This is a genomic window from Aeromonas diversa CDC 2478-85, from assembly GCF_000819805.1.
GTDB classification, from domain to species: Bacteria; Pseudomonadota; Gammaproteobacteria; order Enterobacterales; family Aeromonadaceae; genus Aeromonas; species Aeromonas diversa.
The window spans coordinates 319193-344085 of sequence record NZ_CDCE01000034.1; the positions used below are offsets into that span (position 1 = coordinate 319193).

General features: G+C 63.4%; 22 protein-coding genes. 10 read left to right on the forward strand and 12 right to left on the reverse strand.

Features of this window, described 5'->3' with window-relative positions; all coding sequences use genetic code 11:
- The first annotated feature begins 44 nt into the window (after positions 1–44).
- Together BN1121_RS15775 and BN1121_RS15780 are read left to right on the forward strand one after the other, a co-directional pair.
- Positions 45–623 (forward strand): PhnA domain-containing protein, encoded by a 579-nt coding sequence (locus tag BN1121_RS15775; RefSeq protein WP_005353558.1) that lies wholly within the window; start codon positions 45–47, stop codon positions 621–623.
- 120 nt (positions 624–743) lie between these two features.
- Positions 744–2093, forward strand: coding sequence for a S8 family peptidase (locus BN1121_RS15780; protein WP_043598056.1), 1350 nt, complete (start codon positions 744–746; stop codon positions 2091–2093).
- A 63-nt stretch (positions 2094–2156) separates the two neighbouring features.
- Here BN1121_RS15780 and ppsA read toward each other — a convergent pair whose 3' ends face one another.
- Positions 2157–4529 (reverse strand): phosphoenolpyruvate synthase, encoded by a 2373-nt coding sequence (ppsA, locus tag BN1121_RS15785; protein WP_043157573.1) that lies wholly within the window; start codon positions 4527–4529, stop codon positions 2157–2159.
- A gap of 268 nt (positions 4530–4797) precedes the next feature.
- Here ppsA and ppsR point away from each other — a divergent pair, with 268 nt between their 5' ends.
- The gene (gene ppsR / locus BN1121_RS15790) at positions 4798–5610 is read left to right on the forward strand and encodes a posphoenolpyruvate synthetase regulatory kinase/phosphorylase PpsR (RefSeq protein WP_005353536.1); all 813 of its coding nucleotides are present in this window, start codon (positions 4798–4800) and stop codon (positions 5608–5610) included.
- A 115-nt stretch (positions 5611–5725) separates the two neighbouring features.
- On the opposite strand, the gene BN1121_RS15795 is transcribed toward ppsR, so the two are convergent.
- Positions 5726–5995, reverse strand: a complete 270-nt coding sequence (locus BN1121_RS15795; protein WP_043157583.1) for a hypothetical protein — start codon at positions 5993–5995, stop codon at positions 5726–5728.
- 352 nt (positions 5996–6347) lie between these two features.
- Here BN1121_RS15795 and BN1121_RS15800 point away from each other — a divergent pair, with 352 nt between their 5' ends.
- Entirely contained in the window at positions 6348–7724 is a 1377-nt protein-coding gene (locus BN1121_RS15800) for an amino acid permease (protein WP_005353530.1), read from the forward strand.
- An 85-nt stretch (positions 7725–7809) separates the two neighbouring features.
- Here the strand turns inward: BN1121_RS15800 and BN1121_RS15805 are convergent, their stop codons facing one another.
- Positions 7810–8775 (reverse strand): TDT family transporter, encoded by a 966-nt coding sequence (locus BN1121_RS15805; protein WP_005353528.1) that lies wholly within the window; start codon positions 8773–8775, stop codon positions 7810–7812.
- Between the two features lie 117 nt (positions 8776–8892).
- Here BN1121_RS15805 and BN1121_RS15810 point away from each other — a divergent pair, with 117 nt between their 5' ends.
- Positions 8893–9783, forward strand: a complete 891-nt coding sequence (locus BN1121_RS15810; protein WP_005353526.1) for a LysR substrate-binding domain-containing protein — start codon at positions 8893–8895, stop codon at positions 9781–9783.
- Positions 9784–9861: 78 nt separating this feature from the next.
- Complete coding sequence (locus BN1121_RS15815; protein ID WP_005353524.1) at positions 9862–10425, forward strand: lipoprotein; 564 nt, start codon at positions 9862–9864, stop codon at positions 10423–10425.
- A 60-nt stretch (positions 10426–10485) separates the two neighbouring features.
- On the opposite strand, the gene glgC is transcribed toward BN1121_RS15815, so the two are convergent.
- The 3 genes from glgC to metE all read right to left on the reverse strand — a co-directional run bounded on the left by glgC (position 10486) and on the right by metE (position 14884).
- Complete coding sequence (gene glgC, locus BN1121_RS15820; RefSeq protein ID WP_043157571.1) at positions 10486–11799, reverse strand: glucose-1-phosphate adenylyltransferase; 1314 nt, start codon at positions 11797–11799, stop codon at positions 10486–10488.
- A 152-nt stretch (positions 11800–11951) separates the two neighbouring features.
- Complete coding sequence (locus tag BN1121_RS15825) at positions 11952–12464, reverse strand: hypothetical protein (RefSeq protein ID WP_005353521.1); 513 nt, start codon at positions 12462–12464, stop codon at positions 11952–11954.
- Positions 12465–12601: 137 nt separating this feature from the next.
- Positions 12602–14884: a 5-methyltetrahydropteroyltriglutamate--homocysteine S-methyltransferase gene (gene metE, locus BN1121_RS15830; protein ID WP_005353518.1), complete on the reverse strand. Its 2283-nt coding sequence runs from the start codon at positions 14882–14884 to the stop codon at positions 12602–12604.
- A gap of 151 nt (positions 14885–15035) precedes the next feature.
- On the opposite strand from metE, the gene BN1121_RS15835 reads away from it, so the two are divergent.
- Complete coding sequence (locus BN1121_RS15835; protein WP_043157568.1) at positions 15036–15929, forward strand: LysR substrate-binding domain-containing protein; 894 nt, start codon at positions 15036–15038, stop codon at positions 15927–15929.
- A gap of 72 nt (positions 15930–16001) precedes the next feature.
- Entirely contained in the window at positions 16002–17291 is a 1290-nt protein-coding gene (locus BN1121_RS15840; protein ID WP_081606437.1) for a D-amino acid dehydrogenase, read from the forward strand.
- Positions 17292–17349: 58 nt separating this feature from the next.
- Here the strand turns inward: BN1121_RS15840 and BN1121_RS15845 are convergent, their stop codons facing one another.
- Complete coding sequence (locus BN1121_RS15845; protein WP_005353504.1) at positions 17350–17997, reverse strand: DedA family protein; 648 nt, start codon at positions 17995–17997, stop codon at positions 17350–17352.
- 152 nt (positions 17998–18149) lie between these two features.
- Here BN1121_RS15845 and BN1121_RS15850 point away from each other — a divergent pair, with 152 nt between their 5' ends.
- Positions 18150–18422, forward strand: coding sequence for a hypothetical protein (locus BN1121_RS15850; protein WP_005353501.1), 273 nt, complete (start codon positions 18150–18152; stop codon positions 18420–18422).
- 62 nt (positions 18423–18484) lie between these two features.
- On the opposite strand, the gene BN1121_RS15855 is transcribed toward BN1121_RS15850, so the two are convergent.
- The 5 genes from BN1121_RS15855 to fadI form a co-directional block, all read right to left on the reverse strand.
- The gene (locus BN1121_RS15855; RefSeq protein ID WP_005353499.1) at positions 18485–19372 is read right to left on the reverse strand and encodes an AEC family transporter; all 888 of its coding nucleotides are present in this window, start codon (positions 19370–19372) and stop codon (positions 18485–18487) included.
- Between the two features lies 1 nt (position 19373).
- Complete coding sequence (locus tag BN1121_RS15860; RefSeq protein ID WP_005353496.1) at positions 19374–19928, reverse strand: YaeQ family protein; 555 nt, start codon at positions 19926–19928, stop codon at positions 19374–19376.
- An 82-nt stretch (positions 19929–20010) separates the two neighbouring features.
- Positions 20011–20151 carry a TIGR02808 family protein gene (locus BN1121_RS19545; protein ID WP_005353494.1) on the reverse strand — a complete coding sequence of 47 codons (141 nt, stop codon included), beginning with the start codon at positions 20149–20151 and terminating at the stop codon, positions 20011–20013.
- A 160-nt stretch (positions 20152–20311) separates the two neighbouring features.
- Positions 20312–22438 carry a fatty acid oxidation complex subunit alpha FadJ gene (fadJ, locus tag BN1121_RS15865; protein WP_005353493.1) on the reverse strand — a complete coding sequence of 709 codons (2127 nt, stop codon included), beginning with the start codon at positions 22436–22438 and terminating at the stop codon, positions 20312–20314.
- A 19-nt stretch (positions 22439–22457) separates the two neighbouring features.
- Complete coding sequence (fadI, locus tag BN1121_RS15870; RefSeq protein WP_005353492.1) at positions 22458–23768, reverse strand: acetyl-CoA C-acyltransferase FadI; 1311 nt, start codon at positions 23766–23768, stop codon at positions 22458–22460.
- A gap of 186 nt (positions 23769–23954) precedes the next feature.
- Here fadI and BN1121_RS15875 point away from each other — a divergent pair, with 186 nt between their 5' ends.
- On the forward strand, positions 23955–24887 hold the full coding sequence (locus tag BN1121_RS15875) for an AAA family ATPase (RefSeq protein WP_005353491.1): 933 nt from the start codon (positions 23955–23957) through the stop codon (positions 24885–24887).
- The last annotated feature ends 6 nt before the right edge of the window (positions 24888–24893 follow it).

Below are 24893 nucleotides of genomic sequence, written 5' to 3' on the forward strand. Positions count from 1 at the left end.
GACAACGCGCCGGTTCACCCGGCACTACCACGGGGAGCAACACCATGACCATCGAATCCACTCTGCTTGAGCGCGCCAACGGACAGTGCGAGCTGTGTTGTGCCCAGGAAGGGCTGAACCAGTACGCCATTCCCCACTCCCCGGTCCAGGATGCGGATCACAGCCTGGTGCTGTGCGCCACCTGTGAGGGGCAGATCAGCGCCCCCGATACCCTGGAAGTCAACCACTGGCGCTGCCTGGGTGACTCCATGTGGAGCCAGGTTCCGGCGGTGCAGGTGATGGCCTGGCGCCAGCTCAAGACCCTGGCCGATCGCGGCGAGGTGTGGGCACGTGACAACCTCGACATGCTCTATCTGGACGACGAGACCCGCGCTTGGGCCGAAGCCGGCCAGCAAGAGGCCGACGAGGATCAAGTGCCGACCGTCGACTCCAACGGTACTCGCCTTCAGGAGGGCGACTCGGTCACCCTGATCAAGGATCTCGACGTCAAGGGCGCCGGCTTCACCGCCAAGCGCGGCACCCTGGTCAAGAACATCCACCTCACCAACAACCCTCTGCACATCGAAGGCAAGGTCAACGGCATCCAGATCGTGCTGGTCGCCGCCTACCTGAAAAAGGCGTAATGCCGGGGCGGCTTCGCCGCCCATCTCTCTCCTCCCCTTCTATACTTCTAGTCAGGCGCATCGCAGCGGATATTGATGTCCGCTGCGCTGCACTTTGTCTTCTTTCAGGGAGGAGAGCAGATGAACCACCCACTTTCTTTGGCACTGCTGCTGGCGATCACCAGTGCAGCCGCCCAGGCCGCCCCCGAGCCACGGGTGCTGGCCGGACTCAAAGCCGGTGTCCCCCATGTGGCCGACGAGCTGCTGGTGCAGTATCAGACCGGCACTTCGGCCAACCGCAAGATGAGCCTGCTCAAGGGCATGGGCGCCAGTCGCCTGGAGACGGTGCGCGCCGCCGCCCCCGGCCAGGGTGAGCTGCAGCGGGTGCGCATTCCCGCAGGCCAGAGCCTGCAAAGCGCCCTGAGCCAGCTCGCCGCCGCTCCCGACGTCGAGTTTGTCGAGCCCAACTGGATTTACCAACACAGCGATGCCGCAGACGATACCTACTACATGAGTGGGAGCCTCTGGGGCATGTATGGGTCTGCGACGTCCCCCGCCAACGCCTGGGGCAGCCGCGCCGGCGAGGCGTGGAATGGGGGGAGTACCGACTGTAGCAACGTGGTGGTGGGGATCATCGACGAGGGGTACATGTACACTCACGAGGATCTCGCCGCCAATGCCTACCAGAATCCCGGCGAGATAGCCGGCAACGGCATCGATGACGACCACAACGGCTATGTGGACGACGTTTACGGCTGGGATTTCGACGGCAACAACAACAGCGTCTTCGACGGTGTCAATGACGATCACGGCACCCATGTGGCCGGCACCATAGGGGGGGTCGGCGGCAACGGTATCGGGGTCGCCGGCGTCTGCTGGCACGTGCGCCTGATGGACGCCAAGTTCCTCGGCAATCGCGGCGGCACCACGGCCAACGCCATCAAGGCGGTCGACTACTTCACCGAACTCAAGAAAAAGGGGCTCAACCTCATCGCCACCAGCAACAGCTGGGGGGGCGGTGGCTTCTCCAAGGGACTGCAAGATGCCATAGAGAGGGCCAACAGTGCGGGGATCCTCTTTATCGCCGCCGCCGGCAACAGCACCCTGGACTGCGACACGGCCTCAAACTGTTATCCGGCTGAATACCCGAATGCTAACCTCATCGCCGTCGCCTCCATCACCAGCAGCGGCGCCATGAGCTCGTTTTCCAACTTCGGTGCCAACACCATCGACCTCTGCGCGCCGGGATCAAACATAGTCTCTACCGTGCCCAAGAGCGTCAAGCGCCGGATAGTATCGGGTTATGCCAGCTATAGCGGCACCTCCATGGCCACCCCCCACGTGAGCGGCGCCGCGGCCCTCTACAAGGCATATCATCCACTGGCCACCCATCTTCAAGTGAAAGCCGCACTGCTCGATAGCGCCACCCCGACCGCCGCCTGTAACGGCAAGGTGAGCAGCAACGGCCGCCTCAACGTCAGCGGCTTCTGATCGCTCATCAATAGAGAGGGCCCCGCAACGGCGGGGCCCTCTTCTTATGCCTAACCCTTGGCATCAGACCGGGTGGTTCTCGGCCAGATAGAGCCAGGTGTTGACGACGGTGTCGGGGTTGAGGGAGAGCGAATCTATCCCCTCCTCGAGCAGCCAGGCGGCAAAGTCCGCGTGATCAGAGGGGCCCTGACCGCAGATCCCCACGTACTTACCGGAGCGGCGGGCCGCCTTGATCGCCATGGAGAGCAGTGCCTTGACCGCATCGTTACGCTCATCAAACAGCTCGGCGATGATCCCGGAATCCCGATCCAGTCCCAGGGTGAGCTGGGTCATGTCGTTCGAGCCTATCGAGAAGCCATCCACGTGCTGGAGGAACTGATCCGCCAGCAGGGCGTTGCTCGGGATCTCGCACATCATGATCACCTTGAGGCCCCGCTCGCCACGGCGCAGACCGTTCTCGGCCAGGATCTCGTTGACCCTCACTATCTCGCCCACGGTGCGCACGAAGGGGATCATCACCTCGACGTTGGTCAGCCCCATCACATCGCGTACCCGCTTGATGGCCTCGCACTCGAGGGCGAAGCAGGGGCGGAAGCTCTCGTCGATGTAGCGCGATGCACCACGAAAACCGATCATGGGGTTCTCTTCGTGCGGCTCATAGGCGCTCCCCCCCACCAGGTTGGCGTACTCGTTGGACTTGAAGTCCGACATCCGCACTATGACCCGCTCCGGCCAGAAGGCGGCGGCCAGGGTGGCGATCCCCTCGGTCAGCTTGGCCACATAGAACTCGCGCGGGCTCTCGTAACCGGCCATCATGGGGCGAATGGTCCCCTGCAACTCGGGGCTCAGGGCGTCAAACTCGAGCAACGCCTTGGGGTGTACGCCTATCATGCGGTTGATGATGAACTCCAGACGCGCCAACCCCACCCCGGCATGGGGTAGCTGGGCAAAGTCGAAGGCTCTGTCCGGGTTACCCACGTTCATCATGATCTTGACCGGCAGTCGCGGCATGTTGCCCACCTGGGTCACCGCCACCTCGAAGTCGAGCTCTCCCTCGTAGATAAAGCCGGTATCCCCTTCGGCGCAAGAGACGGTCACCCGCTGGCCATCGCCGATGCGCGAGGTGGCATCGCCACACCCGACCACAGCCGGAATGCCGAGCTCACGGGCGATGATGGCGGCGTGGCAGGTGCGCCCACCCCGGTTGGTGACGATGGCCGAGGCCCGTTTCATGATGGGCTCCCAGTCCGGATCCGTCATGTCGGTGACCAGCACGTCCCCCGGCTGGACCAGATCCATGTCGCGAATGGAGTTCACCACCTTGGCCGGGCCACGACCAATCTTGTGGCCGATGGCGCGCCCTTCGGCGATGACGCTGCCCGACTGCTTGAGGGCGAAACGCTCCAGGGTGTTGGCTTCCTGGCGGCTGCGTACCGTCTCGGGACGCGCCTGCACTATGTAGAGCCGGCCATCCTGACCATCCTTGGCCCACTCGATGTCCATCGGGCGGCCATAGTGGCGCTCGATGATGAGGGCCTGGCGGGCCAGCTCCATCACCTCTTCGTCGGTGATACAGAAGCGGCCACGCTCCTGCTCGTCGGTGTCGAGGGTCTGCACCTGACGCCCATGCTCCTCGTCGGCGGAGTAGGTCATCTTGATAAGCTTGGAGCCCAGCGTCTTGCGCACCACGGCGGGGCGACCGGCCTTGAGGGTCGGCTTGTGGACGTAGAACTCGTCCGGGTTGACGGCGCCCTGCACCACCATCTCGCCCAGACCGTAGGAGCCGGTGATGAAGACCACGTCCTGGAAACCGGACTCGGTATCCAGGGTGAACATGACGCCGGAGGAGGAGAGATCCGAGCGCACCATGCGCTGCACCCCGGCCGAGAGGGCGACCCCCTTGTGGTCATAGCCCTGATGCACCCGATAGGAGATGGCCCTGTCATTGAAGAGTGACGCAAAGACATGCTTGATGGCGGTGAGCACGGCGTCGATACCGCGCACGTTGAGGAAGGTCTCCTGCTGGCCGGCGAAGGAGGCATCGGGCATGTCCTCGGCGGTGGCCGACGAGCGCACCGCAAAGGAGGCCTCCCCCTCGGCCAGCTTGGCATAAGCCAAGCGGATCGCCTGCTCCAGTGCCGGCTGCAGCGGCGCGGCCACCACCCAGTCGCGGATCTGCTGGCCCGCGCGGGCCAGGGCGGCCACATCGTCCACATTCAGGCTGTCGAGCAGATCGTGGATCCTGTGGTTGAGACCGCTCTCCTCGAGAAACTGGTTAAACGCAAACGCCGTGGTGGCAAAGCCCCCGGGTACCGAGACGCCCGCCTCGGAGAGGTTGCTTATCATCTCTCCAAGCGAAGCATTCTTGCCGCCGACCCGATCCACATCCTGCATACCGAGCTGCTCGTACCAGAGTACGTACTGTTGCACTTGCATGTCTCCTTGTTGGTGAGCGAGGCGTGATTCCCCGCCCTTTGCGTTATTATTGCAGCCAACCGCAGCAAGAAAACGTTTTCCTGCTCACTTCAAAAAAATCCCCTGAGGATGGGGATGGCGGTTGTGCGAAGCCATTTTACAATAGCGAACAAAAAAATAACGACTCCGGTTTGTCGTCACCATCACAAGTTGAATGCGGCAGACCGGTTGACAATCTGTCTTGGTATCCCACGAAACTTTATTCGTTTCCCATAGAAAGGAGTCGCCCTTGCGCACCGTCTTCTACGTCTCCGACGGCACCGCCATCACGGCCGAGGTCTTCGGCCACGCCGTCTTGAGCCAGTTTCCCCTCCCCTTCGAGCAGGTAACCATCCCCTTCGTCGAGACCCGGGAGAAGGCGCATCAGGTGCGCCAACGGATCGACGACTGCTTTGCCCACACCGGGGTTCGCCCTCTGCTGTTTCACACCATAGTGGACCCCGACGTGCGCGAGGAGGTGCTGCGCGCCAACGCCACTGCCCACGACTTTCTCAACACCTTCGTCGCCCCCCTCGAGAGCGAGCTGGGGGTCAAGGCCGAGCCCAGGGTCCACCGCACCCACGGCATGGAGAATCGCAAGCTCTACGACGATCGCATCGAAGCAGTCAACTTCGCCCTGGCCAACGACGATGGCATCTCGACCCGAGAGTATGACGAGGCCGATATCATCCTCATCGGCGTCTCCCGCTGCGGCAAGACCCCCACCAGCCTCTACCTGGCCCTGCAATTTGGTCTGCGTGCCGCCAATTACCCCTTTATCGAGCAGGACATGGGGATGCTCGAATTGCCTGCCCCCCTCAAGGCCAATCGCCACAAGCTGTTCGGGCTGACCATAGACCCCAAGCGGCTGCACGAGATCCGTAACCAGCGGCGTGCCAACAGCCGCTACGCCGCCCTGGAGCAGTGCCAACAGGAGCTATCCCGGGTCGAGCGGCTGTTTCGCCAGGAGGCTATCCACTATCTCGACACCACCTCCCACTCGGTCGAGGAGATCTGCGCCAAGATCCTGGAGGCCACCGGACTGCGCCGTCAGCTCTATTAAGGGCATAAAAAAGATGATGAGGGTGCACGATGGCGCTGCTCACAAGAAAAAAGAAGCCGCCCGAAATAGGCGGCTTCTTTGCATCTGTTTGCATCCGGTCTCTCGGACCAGCCCCCTAGCGAGTGAGCTCAGGGTTATTCAGCAGCCGAGCATAGAAGGCGAGCAGTCCGTAGCGCCGGCGCACACGCTCTGCCAACCAGGCACCGGCAAGGCTACCCGCTGCGCCTGCCACCAGTAACAGCCAGGGCCAGTAGTGCAGCCAGGCGATCTGCCCCAGCCAGAGCCAGCCCAGCGAGAGCGTCAGGGCCAGGATGAGCAGCAGGGGGCTGGCCGCAATGGTCAGCCAGAGGGTTATCTGCAGAGTGCAGGCCCCCGCCCCCACCAGCCCGCCATCCTGAGCGTCGGGTTTGAGTAACAACGTCACGACTCCTGAGCCAAAACCCTCAAAAACCACAAACGACGCGACAGGTCAACCGAACAAACACCGATAGCGCATAAATCATCCGGCCACTAAAAAACGATCTCATTACGATCACAAAATCGCAGCAATACGGATAAAACACGACCAATCGAGATGAAAGTGGGTGCATCCATGGCGCTTTATCATTATTCTTTCGTCGTTACCACAAAACACAAAAGACCATAAAAAAGGCAGCGTAACGAAATAAATACGGATTTCGTCAGGTTTTTGCCACCAATCACCTGCACAGAGACAACAGCGACGTTAAGGAAAAACCATGGATTTGACACAAGAGGGCGGAGAGCTCAAACGGGGCCTTAAAAATCGCCATATCCAGCTGATTGCGCTGGGTGGGGCCATAGGCACCGGCCTGTTTCTCGGTATCGCCGATACCATCAAGATGGCGGGGCCAGCGGTGCTGCTGGGCTATGCCATTGGCGGCTTTATCGCGTTTCTCATCATGCGCCAGCTCGGTGAGATGGTGGTGGAAGAGCCGGTTGCCGGCTCCTTCAGCCACTTTGCTTACAAGTACTGGGGGGATTTCGCCGGTTTTGCCTCCGGCTGGAACTACTGGGTGCTCTATGTGCTGGTGAGCATGGCCGAACTGACCGCGGTCGGCATCTATGTGCAGTACTGGTGGCCGGAGATCCCGACCTGGATGTCGGCCGCCTTCTTCTTCGTGCTTATCAACGCCATCAACCTCTCCAACGTCAAGGCCTTCGGCGAGATGGAGTTCTGGTTTGCCATCATCAAGGTAGTGGCCATCCTCGGCATGATCGGCTTCGGTGGCTGGATGCTGATCTCCGGCAGTGGTGGCCCCGAGGCATCGGTCAGCAACCTGTGGGCTCAGGGTGGTTTCTTCCCCAACGGGGTCAGCGGTCTGGTGATGGCCATGGCCTTCATCATGTTCTCGTTTGGCGGTCTGGAGCTGGTGGGGATCACCGCAGCCGAGGCCGACAACCCGGAGAAGAGCATTCCGCGCGCCACCAATCAGGTGATCTATCGCATCCTCATCTTCTACATCGGCGCCCTGACCGTGCTGCTCTCCCTCTACCCCTGGGGCAAGGTGAGCGAGGGGGGCAGTCCGTTCGTGATGATCTTCCACGCTCTGGACAGCAACCTGGTGGCCAACGTGCTCAACCTGGTGGTGCTGACCGCAGCCCTCTCCGTCTATAACAGCTGCGTCTACTGCAACAGCCGCATGCTGTTCGGTCTGGCCAAACAGGGCAATGGCCCCAAGGCGCTGCTCAAGACCAATCGGCGCGGCGTTCCCCTGGTCGCCATCTCGGTCTCGGCCGCGGCCACCTTGCTGTGCGTGCTCATCAACTACCTGATGCCGGGTCAGGCCTTTGGTCTGCTGATGGCGCTGGTGGTCTCGGCGCTGGTGATCAACTGGGCCATGATCAGCCTGGCCCACCTGAAGTTTCGCCGTCAGAAGGCCGCCGAAGGGGTCACCACCCGCTTCCAGGCACTCTGGTACCCGCTGGGTAACTACCTCTGCCTCGCCTTCATGGCTGGCATCCTGGTCATCATGTACCTGACCGAAGGGACCCGCATCTCGGTGGAGCTGATCCCGGCCTGGCTGGTGGTACTGGCCGTCGGTTACCAGCTCAAGCGGCGGGGATCCCGCCAGACCCAGGCCGCCCAAGCCTGACCTCCAAACCGGCCGAACGGCCGGTTTTTTTATTCCCGAGCATAAAAAAACCCGGCCAGGCCGGGTTAAAAGGACGTCGCTATCGTCAGGAATGGGTACGCAGCACACGATAGGGTTTGAAGAAGAAGAGGTAGCGCAGCGCCACATAGCTCACGATGACGAAGGCCACCACCAGTTCGATAACGGCCAGGGAGTACACCTGAGCGACATAGGCCTCGGCGACGCCCTGGCTCCCCATCAGCTTGGCCAGCTTGAACAGGGCGGTGGCGCCGATCACCATGGGGAAGGTAAAGGCGGCGTAACCCGGGCTAAAGGGCAGGCGCAGCAGGCGAAAGAAGGCCAGCCAGATGATGCCGGTCATCAGCACCGCAATGCCAAAGAGCAGGGCCACCAGCACGGGAGACGGCGCCTCGTAGACGGTCAGATAGCCGGCCAGTGACAGGCTGGCGGGAGCCGCCAGAATGGCGATGGTCGGTTTGGCGGCGTCGGGCACCTCGTGGCTGAAGATGAGTCGATAGAGCATCAGGGGCAACATGACCGCATAACAGGCCATGCCAAACCCCTGCAGCAGCTGGGCCAGGGGCAACATACGACCCTCCGGGCAGGCGACCGCCGCCACTATGATGCCGACCGGGGGCACAAACCAGCTCGGCACCATGTGGTGCAGCTCAAACTCCCGGGCACGGTGCCAGCAGAAGGTGGCCAGAAACATCAGGTGCAGCACCACGGCGAAGAGCCAGAGCCCCTCCCCCCACCCGGGCGCAAAGGGCTCGAGCGCCTTGGAGACCACCATGGTCGCCATGGCGTAGGTGGGGGCGACGCTGCCCACCACGGGGTGGGCCAGATCCTGCCAGAGCAGGCGGGGGTGGACGATAAACTTGACGGTGAGGATGAGCAGCAGCACGGCACCGATGGCCGCCCCGCCGAGCTGGGCCCGGCCATCGAGCCCACCCAGGTTTTCACAACTCCAGCCCAGGCTGGCAATGCCCAGCGCCAGTCCCGCCATGGGGGTCGGGGCGGCGGCCAGTCTCTTACGGGTACGCGCTATCATCTGCAACACCTCTTCAATCGGGCGGATCCGCAGGGGATCCGGGAATGGGGCTAGCATAATTCCCGGCAGATATTTACGATATCTAAATGAATTAAACGCGTCATATAGAAAAGATAAATGAACATCACCCTCAAGCAACTGCGAAGCTTCTGCGCCGTGGCGCGCCACGGCAATCTGGGCGCGGCCGCCGAGGCCCTGTTCCTCAGCCGTGGTGCCATCTCCCAAGCCCTGCAGGAGCTCGAGCGCCAACTCGGCACCCCGCTGTTTGACCGGGTGCATCCCAGGCTGCAGCTCAACAGCGAGGGACGCCTGCTACACCCGCTGGCCGAGGATCTGCTGGCACGCCTGCACGACATCGAGGGCCTCTTCGGCCAGGAGGGAAGCGAGGCGGGGCTACTGCGACTGGGGGCGAGCCAGACCATAGGTAACTACCTGCTCCCCACCCTGATCGCCCCCCTGCACCATGAGGCGGGGCGGCTCGAGGTGGTGATTACCAATAGCCACAATCTGTGCCAACTGCTGGCCAACTTCGAGCTGGATCTGGCCCTCATCGAGGGGGAGTGCCTGCACGATGAGCTGGTCACCGAGCCCTGGCTGGAGGATGAGATGGTCGTCATCGCCCCGCCGGCGCACCCGCTGGCGACCCGGCGAGGGCTCGACATCACGGCACTTAACGGGGAGCGTTGGGTGCTCAGGGAGAGCTATTCGGGTAGCCGCGAGCGCTTCGATCTGCAGATCCGCCCCCATCTGGAGCGGCTCGATCAGGGGCTCGAGCTCAACACCCTGGAGGCCGTCATGCTCTCGGTGGAGCGGGGGCTCGGCCTCTCCTTCATCTCGGAGCTGGCCGCCCGGGATCGCCTGCACAGTGGGCGTCTGGTCAGGATCGATCTCTCCCAGCGCTTCCCCCGCCGTCTCACGCTGGTCTGGCATCGACAAAAATACCTCTCCCGCGCCATGCAGCGCTTCATCGCCTTCTGCCAGGCCCAGCGGGAGCAGGCGCAGCCATAGGCCAGGAGCAGGCGAGCCCTAGGCAAGGGGGCACAGAGCCGCTAAGATCGCGCCAACATCACGGTTAGCGGAGTTTCCATGTCCCCTCTCTCTCGTCGCCTCCTGGCGTCATCCCTCGCCCTGCTGCTGGGCGCTTGCGCCTCGCTCACCAGCACCAGCGTCAGCGAGCAGCAGATCAACGACTACCTGGCCAGCAAGGCTGGCTTCGAAAAGAGCCTGGGGATCCCGGGTATCATGTCGGCAAAGATCCGCCTTGGGGATCTCAAGAGCCATATCGGACGCAGTGCGCCGGACAAGATCGATCTCGACGGCGCGGGCGATCTCACCATTACCACGCCGTCCGGACGCCAGGCCATGTCGGTGCGCCTCGCCCTGCGCGCCCGCCCCGACTATCAACCCAAGCAGGGCGCCATCTACCTTCAGGATCTGGAGCTGATCTCCGTCGCCACAGAGCCGGACGATGTCGGCGCAGCCCTCACTCCCCTGCTCCCCATGATCAGCCTCTCCTTGAGCCAGTTCCTCGAACAGACCCCCGTCTATCGCCTGAACGAGAAGAACGAGAAAGAGGCCATGGCCAAGGAGCACGTCGGTGGGCTCGAGGTACGACCCGGTCGCCTCGAGATCCCGCTGACCCTGCTATAGCCATGTCATCGCAATGAAAAGGGGGAGCCATTGGCTCCCCCTCTTTGTCAGCAATCGCTCTTACTCGACACTCAGCTCCGGCTCCAGGCTCGGCTGCACCTCGCCCAGACGCTCCAGCATGTCTCGCGTCACCAGTACTATGCCCTGCTCGGAGCGGTAGAAGCGGCGGGCATCCTCATCGGCATTCTCCCCGACCACCAACCCCTCGGGCAGCTTGCACCCCTTGTCGACCACCACACGGCGCAGACGGCAGCCAGCACCGACCTCGACACCCGGGAAGATCACCGCCTGATCCAGGGTGCAGAAGGAGTGGACCCGCACATTGGTAAAGAGCACAGAGCTCATCACGAAAGAGCCGCTCACTATGGTGCCACCGGCGAACAGGGAGTTGATGGTCATCCCGTGCTGGCCGTTACGGTCTTGCACGAACTTGGCCGGCGGGGTCATCAGCTGGCTGGTCCAAATGGGCCAGTTTTGATCGTATACGTCCAGCTCGGGCAGCACGGAGGCAAGATCCATGTTGGCCTCCCAGAACGACTCCACCGTACCCACATCACGCCAGTAGGGGCGCTGGTCCGGACAGCAGCCGACACAGGACATGCTGAAGGGGTGTGCATAGGCGACGCCCTCGCTCACCACCCGCGGGATCACGTTCATGCCAAAGTCGTGATGGGAGCTCTCGTCGCGGATATCCTCTTCCAGCAGCTGATAGAGGAACTCCGCCTCGAAGATGTAAATCCCCATGGAGGCGAGCGCCGTATCGGGCTTGCCCGGCATGGGGGGCGGGTTGGTCGGTTTCTCGACGAAGGCGCTGATCTTGCGCGACTCGTCCACCGCCATGACCCCGAAGGCGGTGGCCTCTGCCCGCGGCACCTCGATGCAGGCGACCGTCACCTTGGCACCGAGCCGCACATGGTCGAGCAGCATGCTGGCGTAGTCCATCTTGTAGACGTGATCCCCGGCCAGCACCACTATGTATTTGGGCCCGTGGTCGCGGATAATATCCATGTTCTGGTAGACGGCATCGGCCGTGCCGCGGTACCAGTGTACCTCGTCGACCCGCTGCTGAGCCGGCAGCAGATCGATAAACTCGTTCATCTGATAGCGCAGGAAGGACCAGCCGGACTGAAGATGTCGCAGCAGGCTATGGGACTTGTATTGGGTCACCACGCCGATGCGGCGGATCCCCGAGTTGACACAGTTGGAGAGCACAAAATCGATGATGCGAAACTTACCGCCGAAATGAACCGCCGGCTTGGCCCGGTTATCGGTCAACTGCTTGAGGCGGCTTCCCCTCCCTCCCGCAAGCACCAGTGCCATGGTCTGATTCAGTAACTGTCTGGCCTTTGCCGTGTTAACAGGCTCTAACAACATCCAATGTACCCCTTTGTAGCTATTACAGATCCATATTGCCCACTTTACCGAGGCATGAAAGTGTTTTCACTCACATTTATTACGATTTAATGGATGTGGATGATATTTTTATCACTTTGCTTGATGGACTCTAACAAGCCACACAATGGGTGTCATTCGTTTCCTTCTGCTTTTGCCTTCCCCTTGAGCCGCAATAGCCCCCGGATCACCTCGTTCAGCAACCGATAGCGCTCCAGCTCCCCCTGATCGTAGCGGGTGGCGAGCATGGCGGGATTGCTCCTGTGCTTGAGATAACGATTGAGCTGCAACCGGTTAAAACCGGCCACCTTGTAGAGATTACTGAGCAGGGTGGCGCACTCTTCATCATCGATGCCCGCTTCGTGCAAGTAATGGGGACCATCGGGGGCGAGGTGGTGGCTCTTGAGTGAGACCAGTTTTCCCTGCTCACGCAGATACTCCAGCCACTGCTCCACATGCAGAGGCTTGCTGCCTGCCAGTAGATTGAAAAAACCCACCGCATCGCAGCGGCAACCGCTCAGCAGTGTTAATGCCAGGGTGTCGTCGGTGCACTCCAGGGTGACGGGGCCACACTGCACCCAGTCCAGCGCCTGCACCCGGATCCGGGCATGGGCCCCCTGCTCGTCCGTTACGTCAAACAGGAACATCGTCTCGCTCCACAGCACAAAATCACCATCATGGGCGACCCCGACGCCCCTGTAAAGGTAAGCGAACCACGCCTCTCCCGGTCTTGAGGTTTCACTGGCAAGGAGGGGAGGCTCAGCCTCCCCTCCTTGCTCACGGGTTAGACCGACTCGGGCACCCGAGCCAGCTCCTCACGCAGGGCGCGGGTGGCGGCCACCATCACCCCGAGGGCCGCCTCGGTCTCGGCCCAACCGCGGGTCTTGAGGCCGCAATCCGGGTTGACCCACAGCCGCTCGGCGGGGATCTTACGCGCCGCCTTGCGAAGCAGGGCCTCGATCCAGTGCTGGCTCGGCACGTTGGGGGAGTGAATGTCGTAGACGCCAGGGCCAATCTCGTTGGGGTAGTTGAAGCGCTCGAACGCCTCGAGCAACTGCATCTGGCTACGGCTGGTCTCGATGGTGATGACATCCGCATCGAGTGCCGCCACCGCCTCTATGATGAGGTTGAAGTCGCTGTAGCACATGTGGGTGTGGATCTGGGTGCTGTCCGCCACCGGGCTGGCGCTCAGGCGGAAACTGCGCACCGCCCAGTCAAGGTAGGCCTGGTGATCCCCGGCACGCAGGGGCAGCCCCTCGCGAATGGCCGGCTCGTCGATCTGGATGACCTTGACTCCGGCCGCCTCCAGGTCTGCCACCTCGTCACGGATCGCCAGGGCAATCTGCAGGGCCGACTGCTCGCGGCTCACGTCTTCGCGCGGGAAGGACCAGCAGAGGATGGTCACGGGACCAGTCAGCATCCCCTTGACCGGCTTGTCGGTCAGGCTTTGGGCGTAGTTGATCCATTCGAGTGTCATGGGGGTCGGGCGGTCGATATCACCGGTGATCACCGGCGGCTTGACGCAGCGCGAGCCGTAGCTCTGTACCCAGCCGAAGCGGGTGATGGCAAAACCGTCCAGCAGCTCACCGAAGTACTCGACCATGTCGTTGCGCTCGGCCTCGCCGTGCACCAGCACGTCCAGCCCGATGGCCTCCTGGCGCAGGATGGCATCCTTGATCTGGGCGCGGATCCCCGCCTGGTAAGTGCTGTCATCGACGCGACCGGCGCGCCACTCCTGGCGCAGGGCACGAATTTCGCTGGTCTGCGGGAAGGAGCCGATGGTGGTGGTCGGCAACAGCGGCAAACGCAGGATCTCGCGCTGATGCTGGGCACGCACCGGGTAGGCGCTGGCACGGTGGAACGCCTGCTCGGTCAGGGCCGCCAGACGCGACTGCACCGCGCTCTTGTGCACCTTGCCGTCGCGGGCCCTATCGATGATGGGCTGGCTGTAGGCGGCCACCCGCGACGGCTCGCCGCCATCGAGGTAATCGGCCAGCAGCCCCAGCTCGTAGCTTTTTTGCAAGGCGAAGGCGAACCAGCTTTTCACCTGGGGGCTCAGCTCGTGCTCGAGGGAGAGATCCACCGGGCTGTGCAGCAGGGAGCAGGAGGAGCCAATCCACAGGCGCTCGCCGAGGCGCGCCTTGAGATCCTTGAGGCGCTCACCCACCGCCAGCAGGTTGGCACGCCACACGTTGCGACCGTTGATGACCCCGGCCGAGACTACCCAGTGGGCCGGCAGCTTGGGGATCACGCTCTCGACCTGCTCGGGGGCCGCCACCAGATCCAGGTGCAGGCCGTCGACCTTCAGGCTGGTGATGAGATCGCGCTGGTGTGCCACCGAGCCGAAATAGGTGGTGAGCAGGAGCTTGCAGGGGCCGGCCAGGCGCTCATAGGCACGCAGGTAGGCGACGCGCCACTCGTCCGGCAGATCCAGGGTCAGCGCCGGCTCGTCAATTTGCACCCACTCCACGCCCTGGGCGGCCAGTTTGGCCAGGATCTCCTGATAGACGACGAGCAGCCGGTCGAGCAGCTCGAGGCGGGAGAAGCCGCTCTCTTTCTCTTTGCCGAGCCAGAGGTAGGAGACGGGGCCGAGCAGCACCGCCTTGACCGGCAGGCCGAGGGCCTTGGCCTCTTCCACTTCATCAAACAGCTGGGACCAGCCGAGGCGGAAGCGTTGATCCTGATGGAACTCGGGCACCAGGTAGTGGTAGTTAGTGTTGAACCACTTGGTCATCTCGGCGGCGGCGGCGGGCTGGCCAGTCGGGGCACGGCCACGGGCGACCCGGAACAGGGTGTCGAGGGTGGTCTCGCCGTCGCGATGACGCGCCGGCACCGCATCCACCAGCAGGCTGGTACCGAGCACCTGATCGTACCAGGCGAAGTCGCCCACCGGCAGCATGCTCACGCCAGCCTGACGCTGGGCCTGCCAGTGGCGCTCACGCAGGCTCTTGCCCACCGCCAGCAGTTCGGTCTGCGGGATCTCGCCACGCCAGTAGGCCTCGAGGGCAAATTTCAGTTCGCGCTTGGCGCCGATGCGGGGGAACCCCAGGGTGTGTGCTTGAGTCATCGCCTTCTCTCTCGTCGTTGATTCGAATGTGACCGGACGCGATTCATTTAGCCGTCCAGATGTTTACACATCCAGAATGACGAGATAAGGTGAGCCTGACTATTGAATCCTCTTCAAGTGGCTCTCAAGGATCTCTCAAGCAGGAGCAAGGATGGAGATTAAACACCTAAGGACAGTGGCCGCCCTGGCCGATCACGGCTCCCTCGCCGCCGCTGCCGTGGCCCTCAACCTGACCCAGTCGGCCCTCTCTCACCAGATCAAGGAGCTGGAGGGGCGCCTGGGTCTCGAGCTCTACCTGCGCAAGAGCCGCCCGCTGGCCTTTACCGCAGGGGGCGAGCTGGTGCTGCGCCTGGCCCGCAGCGTGCTGCCCCAACTGGCCAGCACCGAGAAGCAGCTGACCGCCCTGCACAGCGGCCAGCACGGTCGCCTGCACCTGGCGCTCGACTGTCACAGCTGTATTCACTGGCTGCTGCCCCTGCTGCCCGCCTTTCGCCAGGGCTGGCCAGGGGTGGAGCTGGAGGTGGAATCGGTGCCAGGGTTCGACGCGGTGGCGGCCCTACTCGCGGGTCGGCTCGATCTCTTGCTCACCTCCGACGTACAGACCCGCGGCGATCTGCACTTCGAGCCCCTGTTCGACTTCTCCTTGGAGCTGGTGATGGCGCCGGATCACCCGCTGGCCTGCCAGCACACCATAACGCCGGCCGATCTCACCGGCGAGGTGCTGCTCACCTACCCGGTGGAGCGCGCCCGCATGGATATCTTCAGCCGCTTCCTGCAACCCGCCGGGGTGGAGCCGGGCCGCTGCAAGGTGGTCGACAACACCTCTGTGATGCTGCAGATGGCGGCGGCCGGGCTCGGGGTCGCGGCGCTGCCCGACTGGGCCAGCAGCGAGTTCGTTCGTCAGGGATTGCTGGCGGCCCGCCCCCTGGGCGAGGGTATCAAACGCCACATGTACGGTGCTGTGCGGGCGCCCGAGCGCCACCAGAGCCCCCTGCTCGGGCTCTTCGCCCTGATCCGGGAGCAGCACTCGGGTGGCCGGGGATGACACCCCGTGGAGTAAGCCGGAGACGGATCTCATTTCCGCCGCCTCCAGTTGAAGATCCCCCGCGCCCCGATTATGGTGGAGCCCTGTTCCAGGGAGGAGAGTGATATGGATATCGTGGTGCTCGGTGGTGGCGTGGTCGGTGTCAGTACGGCCTGGTATCTGGCGAAGGCAGGCCACAAGGTGACCCTGCTCGAGCGACGCGCCGAGGTGGCACTGGAGACCAGCCACGCCAACGCGGGTCAGATCTCGCCGGGTTATGCCGCCCCCTGGGCCGCCCCCGGCATCCCCTTCAAGGCCGCCAAGTGGATGCTCGAGCGCCACGCGCCGCTGGCCATCCGCCCCACCTCGGACCCTTTCCAGCTGCGCTGGATGCTCAAGATGCTGGCCAACTGCAACGAGGCCTCCTACGCCCGCAACAAGGGGCGCATGGTGCGCCTGGCCGAGTTCAGCCGCGACTGCATGATCCGCCTGCGCCATGAGACCGGCATCGACTACGAAGGGCGCCAGCTCGGCACCCTGCAGCTGTTTCGCAGCCGCGCCCAGATTGAGGCGAGCAAGCGGGACATGGAGGTACTCGCCGCCGCCGGCGTGCCGTTCGAGGCGCTCGACGCCACCGGCTGCGAGGCCGCCGAGCCGGCTCTTGCCCGGGTGCGCGGCGTCATCAAGGGAGGATTGCGTCTGCCCGGTGACGAAACCGGCGATTGCCTGCGCTTCACCCGCGCCCTGTCCGACGAGGCGCAAAGACTCGGCGTCACCTTCGTCTTCGATTGCGCCGTCGACAGCCTGATCCAGGTAGCCGGCAAGGTCGTCGGGGTTCGCGCCGGCGAGCAGCGCTGGCGTGCCGACGCCGTGGTGTGCGCCTTTGGCAGCTACAGCACCGGTTTCTTGCGCCAATACGATCTCGACTTGCCGGTCTATCCGGTCAAGGGCTACTCCCTCACCCTGCCCATCACCGACGCCGGTGGTGCCCCGCAAAGCACCGTGCTCGACGAGACCTACAAGGTGGCGCTCACCCGCTTCGACCAGCGCATTCGGGTCGGCGGCATGGCCGAGCTGGCGGGTTTCGATCTGCGGCTCAACCCGAGACGACGGGAGACCCTTGCCATGGTGGTGGGCGATCTCTTCCCGCAGGGGGGCGATCTCGCCCGCGCCGAGTTCTGGACCGGGCTGCGCCCCATGACCCCGGATGGCACGCCCCTGGTGGGCCCGAGCCCCATTCTGGGGCTGTGGCTCAACACAGGCCACGGCACCCTGGGCTGGACCATGGCAGCCGGCTCAGGCCAACTGCTGGCAGACTGGATTAGCGGTGACCCCCTCCCCATCGACAGCGAGGGACTCACCCTGGCGCGCTACGCCGCCTGAGCGCCGCCCTGCCCCACAAAAAACGCGCCCGAAGGCGCGTTTTTTATTACTCTGGGATTCAGGCGCGACGACTTGCCAGCTTGGCACGCACCATGCCTATCACCATGGGCAGCAGCGAGATGCCGATGATGCCGAAGATAAGCAGGGTAAAGTTGTGGCGCACCACCGGCAGGTTGCCAAAGAAGTGGCCGGCATAGGCAAAACTTGCCACCCACAGCACACCTCCCACCAGGTTAAAGGCGAGGAAGCGCGGGTAGGTCATGGCGCCCATGCCCGCCACGAAGGGGGCGAAGGTACGCACGATCGGCAGGAAGCGGGTGATGATGATGGTCTTTCCCCCGTGGCGATCGTAGAAGGCGTGAGTCTTGTCCAGGTAGTCGCGGCGGAAGATCCGGGAGTCAGGCCGCTGGAACAGCTTCTCGCCGAAGAAGTGGCCGATGGTGTAGTTGACCACATTGCCGAGCACAGCGGCGGCCACCAGTACCCCTGCCAACATATTGACGTCGAGGGCGCTGTCCACTGTCAACGCGCCGGCGGCAAAGAGCAGGGAGTCCCCGGGCAGGAAGGGGGTCACGACCAGGCCGGTCTCACAGAAGATGATGAGAAACAGGATGCCGTAGACCCAGATACCGTAGTTGTCGAACAGCTCCTTGAGGTGCACATCGACGTGCAGGATGAAGTCGACCAGAAAGAGAAGCAGATCCATAACGTGGCTCTCGATGAAAAACGGCGATGAGTCTACTCCTGCGCCATGGTCACTGCAAACGACGGTAAGTGGGATCACCTGTCATTTTTGACAGTGACCCCTGCTTAATGGTTAGGCATCGTATGAAACAATACGTGTAGAGGAAACAAGCCATGTTTCGCTTCGAAGTGTTCAATCAGGATGGACAGTGCTGGGCGCACGATCTCAATGCGCTTCGCAATCAGGTCATGGGAAGAGAAGGTGAGGTAATGGTGCGTTATATCAATCGCTTGGGCCAGTCCTGCACCCTGTTCCTCATGGTACAGAGCGGGCGCGTCTTTCAGCGCTTCAAACACGGGCAACCCGAGCTCGACTGGCACTGGCTGGCCCGCTCGATGCACGACGAATTGCGCCCCATTCACCGCCACATGATGCAGATCATCTAAGCACCGGGGCAAGCCATGGCTGGTCAAGGACGGCACGACGAGCGACACGTCGTGCCGTCGTCTTACATCACGTGCAGTGCCAGCCAGACCGCCAGCGGTATGGTCACCACCGACAGGGCGTTGCCCCCCAACACTATGCTCGCTACCTTGCGCGGCTGGCAGTCGAATTGCTCACACAGCATATAATTAAGCACCGCCGGCGGCAGGGCGACCGTGACCAGCAGCAGCGGTAACCACTGCGCCTTGAGGGGCAGCAGCCACCAAACCAGCAGCAGTGACAAGGCCCCCGCCAGCAGATAAAGCAGGTTGAGCCAAAGGGCCATTCCGAGATCATCCCACTCCCCATCCAGCAACCGGATCCCGAGTGCAAACAGCATCAGGGGCACCGAGATCTGCCCGAGCAGCGAGGCACTGGTGATCACGAACCCGGGCAGATGGAGCCCAAGGTTGGCCACCAGCAAGCCGGCCGCCGCGGCCCACAGCATGGGGCTACGCAGCCACTGCCAGCGCGCCTCCCCTTCTCCGCGAGCCAGGATTGCCAACCCCACCGAGAAGTGGAGCAGGTTGGAGAGCACGAAGAGGATCACGATGGCGCCGAGCTGCTGCTCCCCGAAGGCGAGCAGCATCAGCGGTATGCCGAGGTTGCCGGTGTTGCGAAACATGGCGGGCAGCACCCGGGCCGGGCGCGAAAGCCCCCGAATGGGGCAAAGAGCCAGCAAGAGCCCGGGCAGCAGGATAACCAGGGCGCCGGCGAGCAGCAGAGGCAGGTGCTCGCCAAGAGCCAGGGGGTACTTCACCAGGGCCGAGAAGACCAGGGCCGGGGTGAAGAGCTCGATATTGGCGCGGTTGACGAAGGCCAGCTCGGCCCCGGGCCGGCGGCTGCCATAGAGGGCGCCGAGTGCCACCACGGCGAACACAGGCACCACAATATCGAGCAGGGCGGACAACATATCAGGCGTGGCTATGCTGGCTCATCAGCGTGATGGGGTCCAGGGTCACTTCGGCCTTGCCGTTGCTCATCCACAGCTGCCCCTCGCTGATGGTGCAGGTGAGCTGCATGGTTCGCTCGGCCAGCGCCGCCAGCGCCTGGGTCTGCTCCTCGGCCAGCTCGATCACCGTCAGGTTGTCGTGTTGGGTCAGCTTGCCGTGATTTTGCTTCCACCATACGCTGACGCCGCGACCGCCATAGGCGTAGAGGATCACTTCGCGGGAGCGGTTGCATGCCTTCTTGAGGCGGCGTTCATCGGGCAGCCCGAGATCGAGCCAGAGATCGATCTCGTCGCTGTAGTTCTTGATCCAGAGCTCAGGCTCGTCGTCGGCGCACAGCCCTTTGGTAAATTCGAGTCGCTCGGCCGCATGCCAGGCATAGGCGGCGAGACGGATCATCATCCGCTCATCGGTCTCGGAGGGGTGACGGGCCAGCGTGAGAGAGAAATCCTGATAGAGGCCCCTGTCCATGTCGGAGAGGGAGAGATGGGCCTTGAATACGGTTGCCTTGAGGGCCATAGCGCACCTTGTCTGTTGATACGCCGGGCAGTGTACTCCATTGCGGCGGCGGTGACGATGCACCGCCGGCAAATAGGGGCGTTTAGCGCTTGGCCGGCTCCACCCCGAAGACGTTGAGCAGCCAGCAGCTGACAACGGCGACGGCCACGAAGCCGCTTAAAAAGATAAAGGGCATCACGCTGTAACCCAGCACGGTCCAGATGGTCTGCTCCAACATGCTCATGTTCGACACTCCTTGAAGAATTACCCGCTTATTTGACCCTAGCGCTCCTCCCCTCACCATGCCACCAAAGGAGTAAACACCATGCCAGTTTGCGCTGGATCAAAGAGATGAGATGAAAAAAGCGGCCCGAAGGCCGCCGATTCAATAGGCAGTTGAACAATCAATAGAAGCTGAGGCCTTCGGCTGCCATCGCCTTGAGGCGCTCGCTCGGGGCGAAACGATCCCCGTAACGCTTCTGGTAGTGCTCGAGACGACCCACCAGATGCGCGATGCCGACTCGGTCCATGTAGCGGAACGGGCCGCCGAGGAAGGGCGGGAAGCCGATGCCGAAGATGGCGCCGATATCGCCGTCACGGGCCGAGGCGATCACCCCGGCATCCAGGGCGATGGCGGCTTCGTTGAGCATCATCAGCATGCAGCGCTCGGCGATCTCCGCCTTGGGTAACTTGGCCACCGGCTTGAGACCGAGCAGATCGTAGACGCTCTCGTCCACCTGCTTCTTGCCCTTCTTGGCCGCCTTGCCGTAGAGGTAGAAGCCCTTGCCGTTCTTGCGACCCTTGCGATCGGCCTGGAGCAGCTTGTCAAACGCCGCCGGTGCCAGGAAGCGCTCGCCGCCGAGCTCTTTCTCGAGGATCGGGGAGATCTTGGCCCCCACGTCGATCCCCACCTCGTCGAGCAAGGTGATGGGGCCGACCGGGAAACCGGCGTCGAGCAGGGCGCCGTCGAGCACCTCGATGGGCTCACCCTCAAGCAGGATGCGCGCCGCCTCGTTCATGTAGGGGGCGAGGATGCGGTTCACATAGAAGCCCGCCTCATCCTTGACCACGATGGGAGTCTTGCCCTGGGCACGGGCGAAGGCCAGGGTGGTGGCGACCGTCTCGGCACTGGTGCCGGCGTGGGGAATGATCTCGGCCAGCGGCATCTTGTCGACCGGGCTGAAGTAGTGCAGCCCCACCACCAGCTCGGGACGGGCCGCCTGCGCCGCAATCTGGCCAATCGGCAGAGAAGAGGTGTTGGAGGCGAAGATGGCGTGGCCCTGGGCCTCGCGCTCCACGTCTGCCACCATCTTCTGCTTGAGGGAGAGATCCTCGAACACCGCCTCGACCACCAGATCGACCCGGTGGAAGCCCGAGTAGTCCAGGGTGCCGGAGAGCATGCTCATCTGCTTCTCGAGCTCGCTGCGCAGTATGTGACGACGCTTGAGCTTCTTGGCCAGCAGCTCGTAGCTGTAGCGCAGGGCGTTGCTGATCCCGGCCTGGCTCACGTCCTTGATCCGCGCCGGCAGTCCCGCCTTGGTGGCGGTGACGTAGGCGATGCCGCCCCCCATCAGGCCGCCGCCCAGCACACCCACGTGACCCACCTTGCGCGGCTCGGCGCCCTGGTAGCTCACCTCTTTCTTCATCTCCGTGGTGGCGAAGAAGATCGAGCGCAGGGCGGCCGATTCCGGCGTCATCACCAGCTCGCCGAAGTGGCGCGCCTCGGCGGCAAGGCCTGCCTGCATCCCCTCTTCCACACCGATGCGGATCACCTCGAGGATGCGCTCCGGCGCCGGATAGTTGCCGCGGGTCTTGGCTTTCACCCCTTTACGGGCCTGATCGAACAGTACCTTGCGACCCAGCTTGTTGGTCTCGAGCAGTTTGCCTTGCAGATCGCGCTTGAGCTCGTGCTTGGGCTTACCCTGCTTGACCAGCTTGATGGCGGCCTCGAGCAAGATGCTCGGCGGCACCAGATCGTCGATGAGGCCGAGTTTCTTGGCCTGCTTGCCGCGCACCTGCTTGCCGGTGAGGATGAGATCGAGCGCCTTGGCCACGCCGATGAGGCGCGGCAGGCGTTGGGTACCGCCGGAGCCCGGCAGCAGACCGAGTTGCACCTCGGGCAGCCCCAGCACCGTCTTGCCGTGATCGGTGGCGACCCGGCCGTGGCAGGCCAGCGCCAGCTCCAGCCCGCCACCGAGGCAGGGGCCGTGGATGGCGGCGATCACCGGAATGGGCAGCGCCTCGATCTCGGCAAACAGAGTCTGGCCGTCACGGGCCAGCTTCTCGGCGTCTGCCGCGCTCTGACAGGCGGCCAGCATGCCGATGTCGGCGCCGGCGATGAAGGAGTCCTTCTTGCCGGAGCGGATCACCAGACCGATCAAGTCTTTGTTATCGCGGATCTGGGCCAGCACGGCGCGCACTTCGTCGACGAAGGCGGCCTTGAGGGTATTCATGGTCTCGCCCGGCACGTCCATGGTGAGCAGGCCGATGCCGTCTTTGCGGATCTCTAGGGTAAAGCTTTTCTGTTCCATCTGTTCGATTCTCCTGCCCTTATTCCACTTCCAGCACCATGGCGGCACCCAGCCCACCCGCCGCACAGGCGGTGTTGAGGGCGACCCCGCCACCGCGGCGACGCAGCTCGTTGAGGGTCTGGGTGATCATGCGCGCGCCGGTGGCGGCGAAGGGGTGACCATAGGCAAGCGACCCCCCCAGCACGTTGAACTTGTCCATGTCGACCTCGCCGATGGCCTTGTCACGGCCCAGCTTGCTCTGTGCAAACTCTTTGCTCGCAAACATCTTGAGGTTGGCCAGGGTCTGGGCGGCGAACGCCTCGTGCATGTCGATGAGGGTGAGATCGCTTAAGGTGATGCCAGCGCGATCCAGGGCGATCGGGGTGGCGTAAGAGGGCCCCATCAGCATGTCTTGCCACACGTCGATGGCGGAGAAGGCGAAGCTGCGAATATAGCCAAGCGGTTCGAAGCCGAGCTCGCGGGCGCGTCCCTCGCGCATCAGCATGACGGCGGCGGCGCCGTCGGTGAGCGGGGTGGCGTTGGCGGCGGTCACGGTGCCGTGCACCCGGTCAAACACCGGCTTGAGCTTGGCATAGCTCGCCAGATCAGAGCTCTCGCGGATGTTGTTGTCACGCTCGATGGCGGCGCGATAGGGAGGCACGTGGGCGGCAAACACCTCACCGGCCAGCTTGCCCTCGGCCCAGGCCTGGGCGGCCAGGGTGTGGGAGCGGTGGGCCAGCTCATCCTGGGCGGCGCGGCTGATGCCGTGGGTCTTGGCCATCTGCTCGGCAGTCTGGCCCATGGAGAGGCCGGTGGAATACTCGGCCACCGCAGGCGGTACCGGCAGCAGATCTTTCAAACGCAGACGACGCAGGATGTTGAAACGCTGCTGCAGGTTGCGGGCCTTGTTGAGATCGACCAGGGCGCGGGCCAGGGTCTTGCTCACCCCGATGGGGAGCACGGAGGAGGAGTCGGCCCCGCCGGCGATGCCGATGTCGATGGTGCCGGCCATGATGGACTCGGTCACGTTGGCCACCGCCTGGAAGCTGGTGGCGCAGGCACGCGACACGCTATAGGCATCGGTCGAGACGCTCATGCCGGTGCCGAGCACGATCTCGCGGGCGATGTTGGGGGCTTCGGGCATCTGCACGACCTGGCCAAACACCACCTGTTCGATCAGGGCGGGATCGAGCTCCATGCGGGCGAGCATCTCGCCCACCACCAGCTTGCCGAGATCCACCGCCGGCACGCCGTGATAGGCGCTCGCCTGCTTCGCGAAGGGGGTACGCAACCCCGCCACGACGGCAATCCGTTCGCCCTGGCGGGTGGTCAGTTTCAATGGCTTGTTCATCCTGGCTCCTTGTTGGAAGAGGTCTGACCTCATGGCACGCATCTTAACAATCCAATCACAAGTTTCATACAGCTGATTGAAACTATTTTCTCCATCTGGCACTGGGTGGCAACCGGCAGAGTGGAGAAGCGTCACGCCCTGGAGTATAAAAAGAGCAACCCCGATAAAAAACAACGAGTTCCCCTCATGTCCCAGGCCCAATTCCAACAGTTAAAATCCGCCCTCAATGAGCAAGTGCTGGGGCAACCCGAGCTGATCGAGGGGCTGATCATCGCCCTGCTCTGCGAGGGGCACGTCCTCATCGAGGGGGCGCCGGGACTGGCCAAGACCCGGGCGGTCAAGGCGCTCGGGGGCGCCGTCGAGGGGCGTTTCTCCCGTATCCAGTTCACCCCGGATCTGCTGCCGGCAGATCTCACCGGCTCCGAAGTGTTCCACCCTCAGGATGGCAGCTTCGCCTTCCAGCCCGGCCCCCTCTTTAACCACCTGATCCTGGCCGACGAGATCAACCGCGCCCCGGCCAAGGTGCAGTCGGCCCTGCTCGAGGCGATGGCCGAGCAGCAGATCACCGTGGGCAAGAAGAGCTGGAAGCTGCCCCCTCTCTTCATGGTGGTGGCGACCCAAAACCCCATCGAGCAGGAGGGCACCTACCCCCTGCCGGAGGCCCAGCTCGACCGCTTCCTCTTCAAGCTCAAGGTGGAATACCCGAGTCCGGCGCTGGAGCTCGCCATCTTGCAGCTGCATCGCAAGGGGGAGTCCCCCACCGGCAGCCAGCCTCTGCTCACCCAGAGCGAGGTACAGGCGGGCCGCGAGGCCTTGCTGGCGGTGGAGATGCAGCCGCGTCTCGAGCACTACATAGTCCAGCTGGTGTGCGCCAGTCGCCAGGACCCCGAGGGGCTTATCCAGATCGGCGCCAGCCCCCGCGCCACCCTGGGGCTGGCCCGCGCCGCCCGCGCCCGCGCCTGGCTGGAGGGGCGTGACTATGTGTTGCCCGAGGACATAGAGCGTCTGGCGCCGGCCATACTGCGCCACCGCCTGCTACCGAGCTATCAGGCCCTGGCGCGGGATCTGGACGGGGACGCCCTGGTCGCCCTGCTGCTCGACCGGGTGCCTGCCCCGTGATCGATC

Coding starts and splice junctions, on each gene's coding strand:
- BN1121_RS15775 (WP_005353558.1), top strand. CDS start 45: ATGACCATCGAATCCACTCTGCTTGAGCGCGCCAACGGACAGTGCGAG.
- BN1121_RS15780 (WP_043598056.1), top strand. CDS start 744: ATGAACCACCCACTTTCTTTGGCACTGCTGCTGGCGATCACCAGTGCA.
- ppsA (WP_043157573.1), bottom strand. CDS start 4,529: ATGCAAGTGCAACAGTACGTACTCTGGTACGAGCAGCTCGGTATGCAG.
- BN1121_RS15800 (WP_005353530.1), top strand. CDS start 6,348: ATGGATTTGACACAAGAGGGCGGAGAGCTCAAACGGGGCCTTAAAAAT.
- BN1121_RS15805 (WP_005353528.1), bottom strand. CDS start 8,775: ATGATAGCGCGTACCCGTAAGAGACTGGCCGCCGCCCCGACCCCCATG.
- BN1121_RS15810 (WP_005353526.1), top strand. CDS start 8,893: ATGAACATCACCCTCAAGCAACTGCGAAGCTTCTGCGCCGTGGCGCGC.
- BN1121_RS15815 (WP_005353524.1), top strand. CDS start 9,862: ATGTCCCCTCTCTCTCGTCGCCTCCTGGCGTCATCCCTCGCCCTGCTG.
- glgC (WP_043157571.1), bottom strand. CDS start 11,799: ATGTTGTTAGAGCCTGTTAACACGGCAAAGGCCAGACAGTTACTGAAT.
- BN1121_RS15825 (WP_005353521.1), bottom strand. CDS start 12,464: ATGTTCCTGTTTGACGTAACGGACGAGCAGGGGGCCCATGCCCGGATC.
- metE (WP_005353518.1), bottom strand. CDS start 14,884: ATGACTCAAGCACACACCCTGGGGTTCCCCCGCATCGGCGCCAAGCGC.
- BN1121_RS15835 (WP_043157568.1), top strand. CDS start 15,036: ATGGAGATTAAACACCTAAGGACAGTGGCCGCCCTGGCCGATCACGGC.
- BN1121_RS15840 (WP_081606437.1), top strand. CDS start 16,002: ATGGTGGAGCCCTGTTCCAGGGAGGAGAGTGATATGGATATCGTGGTG.
- BN1121_RS15845 (WP_005353504.1), bottom strand. CDS start 17,997: ATGGATCTGCTTCTCTTTCTGGTCGACTTCATCCTGCACGTCGATGTG.
- BN1121_RS15850 (WP_005353501.1), top strand. CDS start 18,150: ATGTTTCGCTTCGAAGTGTTCAATCAGGATGGACAGTGCTGGGCGCAC.
- BN1121_RS15855 (WP_005353499.1), bottom strand. CDS start 19,372: ATGTTGTCCGCCCTGCTCGATATTGTGGTGCCTGTGTTCGCCGTGGTG.
- BN1121_RS15860 (WP_005353496.1), bottom strand. CDS start 19,928: ATGGCCCTCAAGGCAACCGTATTCAAGGCCCATCTCTCCCTCTCCGAC.
- BN1121_RS19545 (WP_005353494.1), bottom strand. CDS start 20,151: ATGAGCATGTTGGAGCAGACCATCTGGACCGTGCTGGGTTACAGCGTG.
- fadJ (WP_005353493.1), bottom strand. CDS start 22,438: ATGGAACAGAAAAGCTTTACCCTAGAGATCCGCAAAGACGGCATCGGC.
- fadI (WP_005353492.1), bottom strand. CDS start 23,768: ATGAACAAGCCATTGAAACTGACCACCCGCCAGGGCGAACGGATTGCC.
- BN1121_RS15875 (WP_005353491.1), top strand. CDS start 23,955: ATGTCCCAGGCCCAATTCCAACAGTTAAAATCCGCCCTCAATGAGCAA.